At 38.3% G+C, this 13717-nt stretch carries 10 protein-coding genes and 2 pseudogenes; 10 read left to right on the top strand and 2 right to left on the bottom strand.

All coding sequences use genetic code 11. The annotated features are described in order from the left end of the window. Positions 1-40: 40 nt before the first annotated feature. From ACQKOG_RS19415 to ACQKOG_RS19405, 3 genes and pseudogenes are all read left to right on the top strand, one after another. A pseudogene (locus tag ACQKOG_RS19415) lies at positions 41-835 on the top strand (ribonucleotide reductase N-terminal alpha domain-containing protein); the annotation flags it as partial. Positions 836-928: 93 nt separating this feature from the next. Then, a complete protein-coding gene (locus ACQKOG_RS19410) occupies positions 929-1810 on the top strand; it encodes an endonuclease domain-containing protein (RefSeq protein WP_370079825.1) in 882 nt (293 codons plus the stop codon). Positions 1811-2038: 228 nt separating this feature from the next. Then, positions 2039-3820, top strand: a pseudogene (locus tag ACQKOG_RS19405) (vitamin B12-dependent ribonucleotide reductase); the annotation flags it as partial. A gap of 168 nt (positions 3821-3988) precedes the next feature. On the opposite strand, the gene ppsA reads toward ACQKOG_RS19405, so the two are convergent. Further along, positions 3989-6589, bottom strand: coding sequence for a phosphoenolpyruvate synthase (gene ppsA / locus ACQKOG_RS19400; RefSeq protein ID WP_427447987.1), 2601 nt, complete (start codon positions 6587-6589; stop codon positions 3989-3991). An 876-nt stretch (positions 6590-7465) separates the two neighbouring features. Here ppsA and ACQKOG_RS19395 point away from each other — a divergent pair. Beyond that, positions 7466-8374, top strand: coding sequence for an NAD(P)H-dependent flavin oxidoreductase (locus tag ACQKOG_RS19395; protein WP_370079829.1), 909 nt, complete (start codon positions 7466-7468; stop codon positions 8372-8374). Between the two features lie 57 nt (positions 8375-8431). On the opposite strand, the gene ACQKOG_RS19390 is transcribed toward ACQKOG_RS19395, so the two are convergent. Beyond that, complete coding sequence (locus ACQKOG_RS19390) at positions 8432-9364, bottom strand: DUF1385 domain-containing protein (protein WP_402874681.1); 933 nt, start codon at positions 9362-9364, stop codon at positions 8432-8434. Positions 9365-9534: 170 nt separating this feature from the next. Here ACQKOG_RS19390 and ACQKOG_RS19385 point away from each other — a divergent pair, with 170 nt between their 5' ends. The 6 genes from ACQKOG_RS19385 to ACQKOG_RS19360 all read left to right on the top strand — a co-directional run bounded on the left by ACQKOG_RS19385 (position 9535) and on the right by ACQKOG_RS19360 (position 13714). After that, positions 9535-9960, top strand: coding sequence for a hypothetical protein (locus tag ACQKOG_RS19385; protein ID WP_370079833.1), 426 nt, complete (start codon positions 9535-9537; stop codon positions 9958-9960). A gap of 60 nt (positions 9961-10020) precedes the next feature. Then, positions 10021-10455, top strand: a complete 435-nt coding sequence (gene aroQ / locus ACQKOG_RS19380; protein ID WP_053483682.1) for a type II 3-dehydroquinate dehydratase — start codon at positions 10021-10023, stop codon at positions 10453-10455. A 2-nt stretch (positions 10456-10457) separates the two neighbouring features. Next, positions 10458-11519 (top strand): M24 family metallopeptidase, encoded by a 1062-nt coding sequence (locus ACQKOG_RS19375; RefSeq protein WP_402874675.1) that lies wholly within the window; start codon positions 10458-10460, stop codon positions 11517-11519. 17 nt (positions 11520-11536) lie between these two features. After that, on the top strand, positions 11537-12094 hold the full coding sequence (gene efp, locus ACQKOG_RS19370; protein ID WP_370079837.1) for an elongation factor P: 558 nt from the start codon (positions 11537-11539) through the stop codon (positions 12092-12094). A 266-nt stretch (positions 12095-12360) separates the two neighbouring features. After that, on the top strand, positions 12361-13368 hold the full coding sequence (locus ACQKOG_RS19365) for an NAD(P)H-dependent flavin oxidoreductase (protein ID WP_402874672.1): 1008 nt from the start codon (positions 12361-12363) through the stop codon (positions 13366-13368). A 136-nt stretch (positions 13369-13504) separates the two neighbouring features. Continuing rightward, positions 13505-13714, top strand: coding sequence for a hypothetical protein (locus tag ACQKOG_RS19360; RefSeq protein WP_012295089.1), 210 nt, complete (start codon positions 13505-13507; stop codon positions 13712-13714). Positions 13715-13717: the final 3 nt, after the last annotated feature.

Raw genomic sequence — 13717 nt, 5'->3', positions numbered from 1 at the left:
TATTTATTATTGTAATGCAGAAAACAAGGGAGGCAAAACGATGGTACTTACAAATCATCAACCCGAAGTAAACAAATTTGAACAGTTAAACAAAGATATTGAACAATTTCCACAGGTTCATCCTGTAACACCTAATATGCACATAACGCATAAAGGTGTATCTAGACTTGTGATGATCGATCGCTACTCGTTTAAGGATACGGAGAAGAAAACGTTAAAAGCCGGTGATTTCGTCGTATTAACAGTGAAGTCAGATCCAAAATTCCCTGCACGTGGTTTAGGGACAATCCAAAAGCTTGATATGTCTACAAAAACAGCAGAAATTTTGATTGAGGAAGATTACCGTAGTGCTTTAGATGATCCGAAAGAGCAAGAAACGGGTGTGATTACGCGTTCAATTGACGTGCTAGAAAAGCCTCTTGAAATATTTTATGAACAAATCGCAAAACGAAATGCAACAGGACTTGCTTCTGTTGAAAAAACACCAGAGAAACGCCAAGAATGGTTTGAGAAATTTTATGAGCAGTTAGTATCATTAAAATTCATTCCAGCTGGACGAGTTATTTACGGAGCAGGATCTGAAACAGATGTAACGTTCTTCAACTGTTACGTAATGCCATTTGTAGCAGATTCACGTGAAGGAATTAGTGATCACCGTAAGCAAGTAATGGAAATTATGAGCCGCGGTGGTGGTGTAGGGACAAATGGTTCGACATTGCGTCCACGTAACACTTTAGCACGTGGTGTAAATGGTAAATCATCTGGCTCTGTATCATGGTTAGATGATATTGCGAAGCTGACTCATCTTGTTGAACAAGGTGGTAGCCGCAGAGGTAAGCATAATCTAGGTGCTTCTGCGTAAACAAACCTCGTGAATTGCTGGAAACTCTTTAACGGAAATATTGTCACTTTAATCGAGGTGGGAATTATGGATGTTTATGATGCGAAACAGCCACAGACTTGTTTAATATGTGGTTTTACAATAAATCATAATAAACAAGGTTGGTATACGTCTCATTTGAAAAATGAGCATAACTTAACGTTAGATAATTATTTAATATCTTATTTTTATCCAATAGAAATGGTTACCTGCCAATATATTTTATGTAATAAAGAGGTTAAATTGAGGCGTGGTATTCCCAATCAATTTTGTAGTAGAAGCTGTCGAGGAAAAGGTGAGCCTTTAACTTGTGTAATTTGTGGAAAACTATTCGATGAAAAACATCGGCAGACTAAAACTTGTAGTAAAGAGTGTGCGAGTAGGCTTCGATCACAAAATACAGGAAAATGGCATAATGAAATGCCGGATGAACAAAAGAAGGTTCATTTTGAAAATATCATTTCAAAAACAGCTAAAACTAGAAAAATAAATGGAACTCCTTCATGGAATAGCGGTAAGACAGGGGTTTATAGTGAAGAAACCATCGAAAAGATTCGACAAGCTGCATTAAAGCAACTAGAGAGGGAAACATTTAGAAAAACTAGTATTGAAAGAGCTTTAGAGCATTTCTTAGTTGAACAATCAATTCCCTACAAATATTCCTTCATCTTTGAAGGAGCACAATTTGATTTTCTACTATTAGGAACAAATATTCTAATTGAGTGTGATGGCGATTTTTGGCATAGGAATCCAAAATTTTATTCCACTTTTTATGAAGTTCAAAAGAGGATAAAAGCCAGGGATATTGAAAAAAATCGAATTGCAGCGGCTCACGGGTACACTTTACTTCGTTTCTGGGAAGATGAGATAAAAAGTGATTTTGAAAATGTTAAAAAACGCATTATAAATGCACTGCTAGCTACAACGTAACTGGAAACGGTAAGCGTGAATGCTTGAAAATAGCAGTGGGATAAAGACAATCAGCAGCCAAGCCTCTTTCAGAGAGGAAGGTTCAACGACCATCGAAAGCACGCTATGTTAGCGGAAGTGAGTAGAGTAGGAGTGAAGCCACTCCGAAGTGCGAGGACATCTAATAAGATGTAAGATATGGTCTCAACTTCTATGGTGACATAGAGAGTGGGTATAGCGAACCCGCGTAAGAAATCGGCACAAATGATTATGCTGGCAGATTGGCATCCTGATATCGTGGAATTTATTATTTCGAAAATGCAAAATCCACGTATTCTTCGATACCTAATCGAAAATACAACGGATAATTCAATTATTCGTCTAGCAAAAGAAAAATTAAACTTTAAGCCTCTTTCATCTCAAGAGGAAGCTATGTACCAAGGTATTGTTAACTATAAAGGTATCGAAGGCTTAGGCGGTTTTGATACGGCTATTATTCGTGAAGCAGAAAACAAACTTCGTGATGGTGGTACTTATACTGTTCACAATCAAGAGTTTTTAACTGGTGCAAATATTTCTGTAACATTAACAAAAGAATTTATGCAAGCTGTAGAAAATGACGCTGACTTTGAGCTTCGTTTCCCAGCTGTTGAAGAATATACAAAAGAAGAGATGGCTATTTACAACAGTGAATGGCATAAAGTTGGAGATGTACGCGAATGGGAGAAAATGGGCTATAAAGTACGCACTTACCGCACGATTAAAGCGAAGGAATTATGGAATTTAATCAACGTTTGTGCAACATACTCTGCAGAGCCAGGTATTTTCTTCATCGACAACGCTAATGACATGACAAACGCAAAAGCTTATGGTCAAAGCGTTGTAGCGACAAATCCGTGTGGGGAACAACCACTTGCACCATATTCTGTGTGTAACTTAGCGGCTGTGAACTTAGCACAGTTTGCGAATAAGGAAGATCAAACAATTGATTATGAAGCACTACGTGAAACAGTTCGTGTTGGTGTTCGTATGCAAGATAATGTTATTGATGCTACACCATACTTCTTAGAAGAAAACCGTGTACAAGCTCTTGGAGAGCGTCGTGTTGGCTTGGGTGTAATGGGCTTAGCGGACTTACTAATTTATTGTGAGAAAGAATATGGCTCAGAAGCGGGTAATGAGCTAGTTGATGAAATCTTTAAAACGATTGCTGAAACTGCGTATGAGACGTCAACGGAGCTTGCAAAAGAACGCGGTAGCTTCCCATTCCTTGTAGGAGCAACTGAGGAAGAGACAGCACGTTTACGTAAAGCATTTACTGAAACAGGCTTTATGCAAAAAATGCCTGCACACATTAAAGAACAAATTTTAGCAACTGGTATTCGCAACTCACATTTACTGACAGTAGCTCCAACTGGTTCTACTGGTACGATGGTTGGTGTGGCAACAGGTCTTGAGCCATACTTCTCATTCACATATTACCGTTCTGGTCGTTTAGGTAAATTCATCGAGGTAAAAGCAGAAATCGTACAAGAATATTTAGGACGTCATCCAGAAGCTAATGAGAATGAACTTCCTGAATGGTTCGTTACGGCTATGGAGTTAAAACCAGAAGCACATGCTGATGTACAATGTATCATCCAAAAATGGATCGATTCATCTATTTCAAAAACTGTAAACGCACCAAAAGGTTATACAGTACAACAAGTTGAAAAAGTATACGAGCGCTTATATAAAGGTGGCGCTAAAGGTGGTACGGTCTATGTAGATGGTAGCCGTGATTCACAAGTACTGACACTAAAAGCTGAAGAAAATGATATGGATCAACTATCATTTGAAGAAGAATTAGTAGAAGTACCAACGAAGCGTCCTGTTGTATTAGTAGATACGATTCAAGCATTAGAATCGACAACAGTTATTGGTTCGGATGTAGGGAATACTTGTCCTGTATGCCGTAAAGGAACTGTTGAAGAAATTGGTGGCTGTAATACATGTACAAACTGTGCTGCACAGTTGAAATGTGGCCTATAAAATAATGAAAAAGTGTCTATCTCGTCAAAATGACGGATAGACACTTTTTTTATCTTCATTTAGACAAAAGCTAACTACGGAAGTACCCCCACCTTTGAGGGGGAGGCCTAAGCACAAAGCCGATTGCCGTCCATTAAGACAGAGGCTCTTACTTGACGTTTTTAGTTATTACAATATTTCAATATACCCTTCTGTTCCATGTACGCGAATTCGTTGCCCGTCTTTAATCAGTTTAATGGCATTTTCCACCCCAACAACTGCTGGTAAGCCATATTCACGCGCGATAACTGCTCCATGGGTCATCAGTCCACCAACTTCGGTAACTAGACCTTTTATGGATACAAACAATGGTGTCCAGCTAGGGTCAGTAAAGGAGGTAACTAATATATCTCCTTCTTCTATATCGGCATCTTCCATGTTTAAGATGACACGAGCGCGTCCCTCGATAACTCCAGAAGAAACAGGCAGCCCTACAATAGCTTTGGCTGGGAGATTTTCTCGTTTGTATTCACCTACAATGATTTCACCATCAGACGTGATAACGCGTGGGGGAGTAATTCTTTCATATAATTTGTACTCGTCTTTTCGCTCGCTGATGATCTGGTAATCTAGTTTATTTGTGTGTACGATTTCACGAAGTTCTTCAAAAGTGAGATAGTATATATCTTCTTTTTCATGAATAACGTTGGCTTGTACGAGTTGTCCGGCTTCTTTCAGTAAAGCCTGCTTATAAACGAAGTAGCGATTAATCATGCCGTATTTTGGATACTCGCGATAACCGATGAAATTTCGGATTAGGCTGATCATTCGTTTTGTTTCTTTGGCTTTTTGTTCACCATCCGGTAATTGCTTCAATCGCTCTAATAACTCTTGTTCTTTTTTCAAAGCTTCCTGTCGCCCTTGCTCAAATTTCCGAGTGCTGGCATTAGGCTGCAAGTTTTTGATATTGTTAAGAATCATGGGGACAAGTGTAATCGGTTTTTCACTCCAACGAGGTTTCGTAATATCGATTTCTCCAGCACATCGCATTCCGTATTTGTTGAGAAAAACATAGAAAGCGTCTCTAGCTTCCTGTCCACCATTGAATTTAACTAGTTCATCCAAAAAGGTATCATCTTTTGTGTGTTGTAAATATGCAATTACTTCTGGATAAGGACGGATCACATCTGCGACATCTAATAGTGCTAGACCCATTTCCGAAGTAATATTATTTGGTACAGATTGAGAAAGCGTGTCTGCTACGTTTTTTTCACCTAACCACTCGTTCATTTTTTCATTAATCCATATTGAAGCATTTATAGCAGCCATAAATACAGCTGAACTTTGTGGGTCAAATAAAAACTTCTTTAATTCCTGAATATCTTCTAGAATAAAATCAAATAAATCTATTCCTGATTTCGTTTGGATGTTTTGTTTTAACTCTTCTATGGATGTTTGATTTCGCTTAATCAATTCAGAAACGATTGATGGATTGTTTTCAATTTGTGCTAGCGTATCTGTATTGCCTCTGTTGGGACTCGGTGCTTTAATATCATTCGGTAACGATTTTATAAAATCTCCACGCTCAATGATGTTCATAAGTGCGTCTTTCATGAGCGGATCGTGTTGTCCCATAGCATTTAATAAATTGTTTCTACTGACCGGTAAAGCTAGTTGATGCGTAACATCAACAAACAACCTTCCGCCTGCTTTACGCATGGGCGCAGAAGTCGTTAACAGAAAAAAAGACAATCCCAATGGTTTCATAGGATCGGTCATCATTTGTTGGTGACCGACAGATATATAGACGTGGTTTTCTTGATCATTCGCTTTAGGGATGGGGAAAAGGGTCGTGATTGGGCGACTTTGGACAATATAAAATGTATCATCAACCAAACACCATTCGATATCTTGTGGGCAATCAAAATAAGCTTCGATCTGTCTGCCGATGCGTGCTAGTTGTAAAATCTGTTGATCGGTAAGTGTTTGTGTCTTTTGCTGATTCGGATCGATCTGTTGTGTCTCTGTTCCTCCTCCTTTTAGGCTATAGATAGCTAATTTCTTGGTTGCTATCATTTTATCGACGATTTTATCTTCCTGTACTTTATAACAATCGGGAGAGACCAAGCCAGAGACCAGTGCTTCTCCGAGTCCAAAACTGGCATTGATTGATAGCAGTTTTCGGTTAGAAGTTATCGGATCAGCGGTAAATAAAATCCCTGATGCTTGTGGGAAAACCATCCGTTGTATGATAACGGATAAATACACTTGACTGTGGTCAAATCCATTTTGCATACGGTAGATTACCGCGCGATCCGTAAATAGGGAAGCCCAACATTTGCGAATATGCTGCAAGATGGAATCTTTGCCGATGATATTTAAATAGGAGTCTTGTTGACCAGCAAAAGAGGCATGTGGTAAATCTTCAGCAGTCGCACTAGAACGCACTGCGTAAGCATGGTCATCACCTAGCTGAGAGAGTGTGTGTGCAACTGAATTTACAACGTCCGAAGGGATTTCTACTTCCATAATGATTTGTCGAATCTTCCTGCTGATTTCGCCAACTTGATCTCGATCCTCTACTTTTAGCGTTAATAGTTGGTCCAACAATATTTGAAACGTTTCGTTTTGTTCGATGGCTTTTTGATAACCCACCGTTGTAACACAAAATCCCTCTGGTACTTGTATTCCTTCGATTTTTGATAATTCCCCTAAATTTGACCCTTTTCCACCAACGAGCAAAAGCTGTGTTTTATCCATTTCCTGAAAACCAAGAACTAAAGAATTCATTCTGCATCTCTCCTAACCATTTTATTGAGAAAAAATATTTGACAAGAGCTTACCAGTGCGATATAATTAAATTATAAAATAGGATTACTATGCACATTTTGTAGACGACAATTGTAATATAATTATATCTTCGTGTCTGTTTTTGTGCAATATTAAAGAACTTGGTGAAAATATCCAAGTCTCTTCTTGATTTCCCTCTTCCGCTAATCACATCAAAAACCTGATTTAATCCGACTCAATACATAGTTAATCCCGGCATGCCTAAGATACTTTTTAACTCTTCTGCGGTTTTTTCTTTCCTATTTCGCTAAATTAATTCCTTCACGTTGACGTATTCGAATTAGATCACGTCTAACGGATTTACTATACCCATAACCGTCATTAAAAATTGCCTATACGGATTATCTTGCCACCAACGGGTGCTTATGTTGAATTACGCTTAAGCAATGTTCTTCAACAAAACCACATAATAAAAATAATATGATATCCATTAAAGGGCGCGATTGTGAAGGACGCAGGTAGAAAATGATCAAACTTTTTTATAAAACTGATAATTAATTCTTCTGGATAAGAATCCATTTTGATCTATCTATGTTCAAAATGGATTCTTTTTATTTATCGTAAAATACTGGTTGTGGGGTATTTTTGATCGAACTTTATTTCAAAGTAACCATCTATATCGTTAACAAGACGGATAGGTACTTTTTTTATCTTCATTTAGACAAACCCTAGCTACGGAAGTCTCCCACCTTTGAGAGGGGAGATGGGTCCTTGTCATTTCAACGTAAGATGTGGGGTCAGAACTAAAATTTAAATTTTTTTAGTAGGATTTTCAGGAAATCTCTCGAAATATTTAAGTATAGAGGGGGAGAGTGTATGTTTAGTTTACCAATTATAGTAGCTCCGATGTTTTTAGTTTCTAACCCTAAGATGGTTATTGAAGCTAGTAGAGCAGGGGCTATCGGTTCATTTCCATTATTAAACGCAAGACCCGCTTCAACATGTGCTGAGTGGCTAGAAGAAATAAAAAAGGCACTACCGACTGAGCAATGGGCAGTCAACTTAATATGTCATCCTGTAGCGAATACACGTTTTGAGGAAGATATACAGTTAATTGAACAGTTTCAGCCACCAATTGTCATTACGTCACTCGGTAATCCAAAGAGAGTTTTGGACATTGTACATGGCTATGGTGGGAGGGTCTATGCAGATGTTGCGAACGTCAAGCATGCAGAAAAGTCTGCTGCAACGGGTGTAGACGGACTAATTCTTGTTTGTGCAGGTGCTGGTGGGCATGGTGGGCAACTGAACCCATTTGGCTTTGTATCTGCCGTAAAGAAATTCTTTACGGGGACAATTATTTTATCAGGTTCCATCTCTAGCGGTGCAGACGTATTAGCTGCTCAAATAATGGGGGCAGACTATGCTTATATGGGTACTCGTTTTTTAGCTTGTGATGAAGGAAATGCACCTGAGGAGTACAAAAATATGGTAATTGACAGTGATACCTCTGATATTTTATATACCGATGCCTTTAGCGGTGTCCATGTTAATGTGTTAATTCCATCTTTATTGAAGGAAGGCATTGATCCAGCGACATTGAAGCCAAGAGAGGATGTTGATTTGACACATCTTGTCAATGTAAAAGCATGGCGAGATATTTGGTCGGCGGGTCATGGTATCACAAATGTTATCAAGCGAGAATCGGTTCGTGAAATACTCATAACATTGGAAGCGGAGTACGAGAAAGCAAAGCAACAAATAATTTCTGTACAGCCATTGTAAAAACTATAAAAAAGGGCAAGTCCAACCAAACTCATCAGTTGGACTTGCCCTTAATTTTTAATCATGATTTAAAGTAGCTGCGATTTCTGGTTGCTGTTCAACTTGAAGCAGCATATTGAAGGATGCGATGGCTACTTCTACTTGCTCATCCTTAGGCTCACGTGTTGTTAGTAATTGCAGCCATAAGCCTGGATAGCCCAGGAAGCGTAACACGGGAATATTACGGCACGCATTTGTCGCTTGAAGTACTTCAAATGATATACCAAGAACAACTGGAATTAATAGAATACGGTCCAAAATGCGTAACCAAAGTGGATCAGTTGGCACGAAGAAATATAAAAACATGCCTACGAACACAGTGAACAGCATAAAACTACTACCGCAACGATAGTGTAAGCGTGATTGTGCTTGCACATTTTCCACTGTTACGTCCATACCAGCTTCATAGCAATTGATAACCTTATGTTCTGCACCATGATATTGGAATACTCGTTTAATTAGTGGCGTTAAAGATATAAAATATAAATAGGAAAGTAGTAAAACTAACTTAATGCCACTTTCAAGTAAAATTTGACCAGTTTTGCCTTCTATCCATTTAGAGAAAAAATCCGCAATAAATACTGGAATTAATGTAAAGGCAAATTTACTGAATAAAAAGGTAAGAATACCTACAACTGCAACGCCTAAAATCATTTGAAGTCTCGAGCCTTCCTCTTTATGCTCTTCTTCTTCGCCAGGTGTAACGTCGAAACGGTCCCCTGAAAATTGCATGTGGCGAGAGCCTAAACCAGCTGATTCAATCAGTGCTACAACGCCCCGTACCAATGGAATTTTTTTAAGCTTTTGTAAAATAGGGTTTTGAACTTTTTTAAAATGATAATAATCAATGGAATCATCGTTACGGCGAATAGCGGTAACCGTATGTTCCTTTCCTCCGAACATTACACCTTCTAATTGTGCTTGTCCCCCGTATACAGGTGAATTGCTCAAGGCTAACACCACTCTCTTTATATATTTCAACTGTACCATTGTACTAAATTTAGTGAAAAACCTCTAGAGTTACGCATAGTAAAATTTCTATATGGTTACACTAATCGTACAGTTTAGGAAATGATTAACGTTTGAAAATAAACTCGTGGTACAAGTTAGGAGGATTTTACTTGAAAGTAGCTAGTATAACATCGCTCGTCAGTGCACTTGTTTTAGCATTGTGTTTAAAGGGACTTGAATACTTTCAACTCATTAAATGGAATCCAATAGGTTTTTATAAGAAGTGGGATATATTTGAAGGTAGCTCAAAACTATTTCAATGGAGCTTTCTCATCCTAGTCTTATTTTTTATTGGATTTTTATTATTTATTACATTGAGATATGTCTATATTATCCCAGCTGTGCTATCTTCTTTTCTACTTGGCCTATTTTTGTCCATCACATTAGAATGGATTGTTCTGGATTTGCCTTTACAATCTTCTTCCTTTAAAAAACTATCAATCCCTTTCATGGTCATTGTTATTTGTCTATTACGTTTCTTGCTTGAAACTGCGAATTTTCATCAAAAGGAACACACAGCACAAAAAGGAAATTAGTTGCTGTCTGCGCCTTGTATGATAAAATAATGGCAAGTACATAGAAAGAGGCGAATATGCGTGAAGTTATTATGTTTGAATGGACCTAACTTAAATCGACTAGGTAAACGAGAGCCACATATTTATGGGTATGAAACATTAGAAGATGTGAAAAACAATGTTCAGAATCTTGCGGCGTCTTTAGGTGCAACTGTCGAGTTTCGTCAATCTAATCATGAAGGGGTACTTGTTGATTGGGTACATGAAGCAGAGGACGAAAAATATGATGGTATAATCTTTAATCCCGGTGCATATACCCATACAAGCATTGCGTTACATGATGCAATTGCAGGGATTTCTGTGCCGGTTATAGAAGTACATATTTCAAATATCCATAAACGTGAGGCTTTCCGTCATCATTCTTATCTCGCTCCGGCATGCCTTGGTCAAATCAGTGGACTAGGTACGAAAGGCTATGAACTGGCACTACGCACATTTATTGAGAGGGAGAATTGATTATGATGAAATTACAAAAGCTACGTAAGGCACTTCAGGAACAAAATATTGACGGTATTTTAATTACAAACGAGTACAATCGTCGTTATATGACTGGTTTTACAGGAACAGCGGGCGTAGCGATTGTGTCTCAAAATGATGCTGTGTTTATCACGGATTTTCGTTATACAGAGCAAGCAGCTGCGCAAGTACAGGACTTCCGAATTGTAAAGCATGAGGCGACGATCATTGAAGAAATTGCAACACAAGTAAAAAATATGGGCATCAAATTATTGGGCTTTGAGAAAGATACTGTTAGCTATGGCACGTATGAGCTGTATAAAAATAAAATTCAAGCTGATTTAGTGCCGATTTCTGGGCTAATTGAAAAAATTCGCTTGATTAAGACGCAACAAGAGATTAATATTATTAAGGTTGCGTGTGAAATTGCTGATCACGCATATACACATATCTTAAACTTCATTAAGCCTGGTAAAACAGAGCTTGAGGTTTCGAATGAATTAGAATTTTTCATGCGTAAACAAGGAGCAACTCAATCCTCGTTTGATATAATTGTTGCGTCTGGTCTTCGCTCAGCTTTACCACATGGCGTTGCAACGAATAAAGTGATTGAAAAAGGCGACTTTGTCACATTAGACTATGGAGCACTGTACAATGGCTATATCTCGGATATTACACGTACTGTGGCAGTTGGCGAGCCATCTGAAAAATTAGTGGATATGTACAACGCAGTCCTTGCTTCCCAGCTCTTAGCACTTGAAAAGGTTGGGCCTGGCTTCACAGGGATACAAGCAGATGCGATTGCACGTAACTACTTAACAGAAAAAGGATATGGCACGGCATTTGGTCATTCATTAGGACATGGGATTGGTCTTGAAGTACATGAAGGCCCTGGCTTATCAATGCGTTCAGAAGCGGTGCTAGAGCCAGGTATGGCCGTAACGATTGAACCAGGAGTGTATTTACCGGGAATCGGTGGTGTACGTATCGAGGACGATATTTTAATCACAGAGACAGGTAATGAACTGCTAACTCATTCGTCAAAAGAACTTATTATTTTATAAACTATGGAGGAACACAAATGATTTCAGTAAACGATTTCCGTACAGGTCTAACAATTGTTGTAGATGGCCAATTATATCGCGTGTTAGATTTCCAACACGTTAAACCAGGTAAAGGTGCTGCGTTCGTACGCTCTAAATTACGTAACTTACGTAACGGTTCAGTAAATGAAAAAACTTTCCGTGCTGGTGAGAAAGTTGAAAAAGCACAAATCGATAACCGTAAAATGCAATACCTTTATGCACAAGGTGACGAGCATGTTTTCATGGACTTAGAATCATATGAGCAAACTGAACTTGCTTCAGCTGCAATTGAATATGAATTAAAATTCCTAAAAGAAAACATGGAAGTTCATATTCAATCATACCAAAGTGAAATGCTAGGTGTTGAATTACCAAATACTGTTGAGCTAGAAGTAACAGAAACAGAGCCTGGTATTAAAGGTGATACAGCTTCTGGTGGTACAAAACCTGCAACTCTTGAAACAGGTCTTATTGTACAAGTGCCATTCTTCGTAAACCAAGGTGACAAGTTAATCATCAATACAGAAGAAGCTTCTTACGTTTCTCGTGCGTAATAAATAAAAACATTCAGCCTACTCTTTTTTAACAAAAGGGTAGGTTTTTATTTAACTTCTTTCAGGGGTGTCAAAACATCTGTACCTGTCGCTACGCTTTCGGTACAAAAAATATCTGCTCGTATTCTATACATATAAAGTTATTTTTTGTGACAATAGATAGAGAAATAGCGACCTTTACTATTTTTATAAAAAGTAGTTTCTACCATTTGGTATGTGGTCATATTTGGAAAAGTTGTTTACAATAATAGTAAGGAGTGAATGCTATGTTACAAACAATTTTTGAGACCACGTCTCCAATAATACAGGCGCCAATGGCTGGTGTAACTACGCCAAAATTTGTGGCTGCCTGTGCAGAGGAAGGTATTTTAGGCTCGATTGGAGCAGGCTATTTAGATGGCAAGCAAACAAAAAGTTTTATTCAGGAAGTTAAAAAGCTAACGAAAAAGCCATTTGCTGTTAATTTATTTGTACAGGAAGAGCCACGTATTGATATCGATGTACTTCAAAAAGCTCGAATGGCTTTACAACCGTTTTATGATGAGCTTGGGCTTTCGCCTGTACAAAGTGTCACGTCCAAGGAAGTATTTGAAGAACAAGTACAAGCTGTTCTTGATGAAAATGTAGCCATTTGTTCCTTTACGTTTGGCATTCCTTCAGCAGATGTGATTCATCGTTTAAAGGACAACAATGTTTATGTTATTGGTACAGCTACTACATTAGAGGAAGCGAAGCGTGTAGAACAAGCAGGGATGCAAGCTGTTGTCCTTCAGGGTGGTGAAGCCGGTGGTCATCGTGGTTCTTTCACTGAACCAATGCAATTAATTGATTTGCATGATTTACTGCAGCAAGTAGTAGGACAAATTTCCATACCGATTATTGGTGCTGGGGGCATTGTCACAAAGGAAGATGTAAGTAAAGCACTAGCAATAGGTGCTCAAGCGGTTCAAATTGGTACAGCGTTATTAGTAGCAGATGAGTGTGAAATTTCACCTCTTTATAAAAATGCCTTGCTTGAATCGAAAGCGCAGCAGACGACGATTACTCGTGCTTTTTCTGGTAAACCAGCAAGAGGCTTAGCAAATGCTTTTACGGAACGTATGAAGGATGCTGTTGTAGCACCTTATCCATTGCAAAATGATCTAACTACAACTATTCGTAAAGAAAGTGCAAAACAGAGCAAAGCCGAATATTTATCGATGTGGATGGGTGAAAAGAGCTATTTAGTGAAACAACCAGGTTCTGTGAAAAGCATCATTGAAAAGCTACTGTAACTTATTTCCAATCCCGGACGTAGGTTTGCCAAGGCATCATTAATTTCATAAAAATACTAAGATCTCTATACGTATGTATAGAGGTCTTTTTTTTGGGGTAGCAACATATATTGCTGTACACGAGGGGGCGTATGAAATGGAATTACAAGACGTATTAAGAGTCGCTGGAGTGGGACTAGTAGTTGCGCTTCTTCATGTCTTCTTTGATCAAACAGGAAAAAAAGAATTTTCATTTTTCCTATTTTTCATTGCCTACTTATATATGACAGCGGAATTACTGCGATTTTTACGTCTATTTTTCAATGAAATCCTTACATTCTTTCAATGGCTGACCTCTTCTGGGTAATGT

It is taken from the genome of Lysinibacillus sp. NPDC093216 (genome assembly GCF_050280325.1).
Lineage (GTDB): Bacteria > Bacillota > Bacilli > Bacillales_A > Planococcaceae > Lysinibacillus.
This window is presented reverse-complemented; position numbering and strand designations above follow the sequence as displayed.

Excerpts from the sequence above, each read along its gene's own strand:
- ACQKOG_RS19395 (WP_370079829.1), top strand. The coding sequence starts at position 7,466 with ATGTTTAGTTTACCAATTATAGTAGCTCCGATGTTTTTAGTTTCTAAC.
- efp (WP_370079837.1), top strand. The coding sequence starts at position 11,537 with ATGATTTCAGTAAACGATTTCCGTACAGGTCTAACAATTGTTGTAGAT.
- ACQKOG_RS19410 (WP_370079825.1), top strand. The coding sequence starts at position 929 with ATGGATGTTTATGATGCGAAACAGCCACAGACTTGTTTAATATGTGGT.
- ACQKOG_RS19360 (WP_012295089.1), top strand. The coding sequence starts at position 13,505 with ATGGAATTACAAGACGTATTAAGAGTCGCTGGAGTGGGACTAGTAGTT.
- ACQKOG_RS19375 (WP_402874675.1), top strand. The coding sequence starts at position 10,458 with ATGATGAAATTACAAAAGCTACGTAAGGCACTTCAGGAACAAAATATT.
- ppsA (WP_427447987.1), bottom strand. The coding sequence starts at position 6,589 with ATGAATTCTTTAGTTCTTGGTTTTCAGGAAATGGATAAAACACAGCTT.
- ACQKOG_RS19365 (WP_402874672.1), top strand. The coding sequence starts at position 12,361 with ATGTTACAAACAATTTTTGAGACCACGTCTCCAATAATACAGGCGCCA.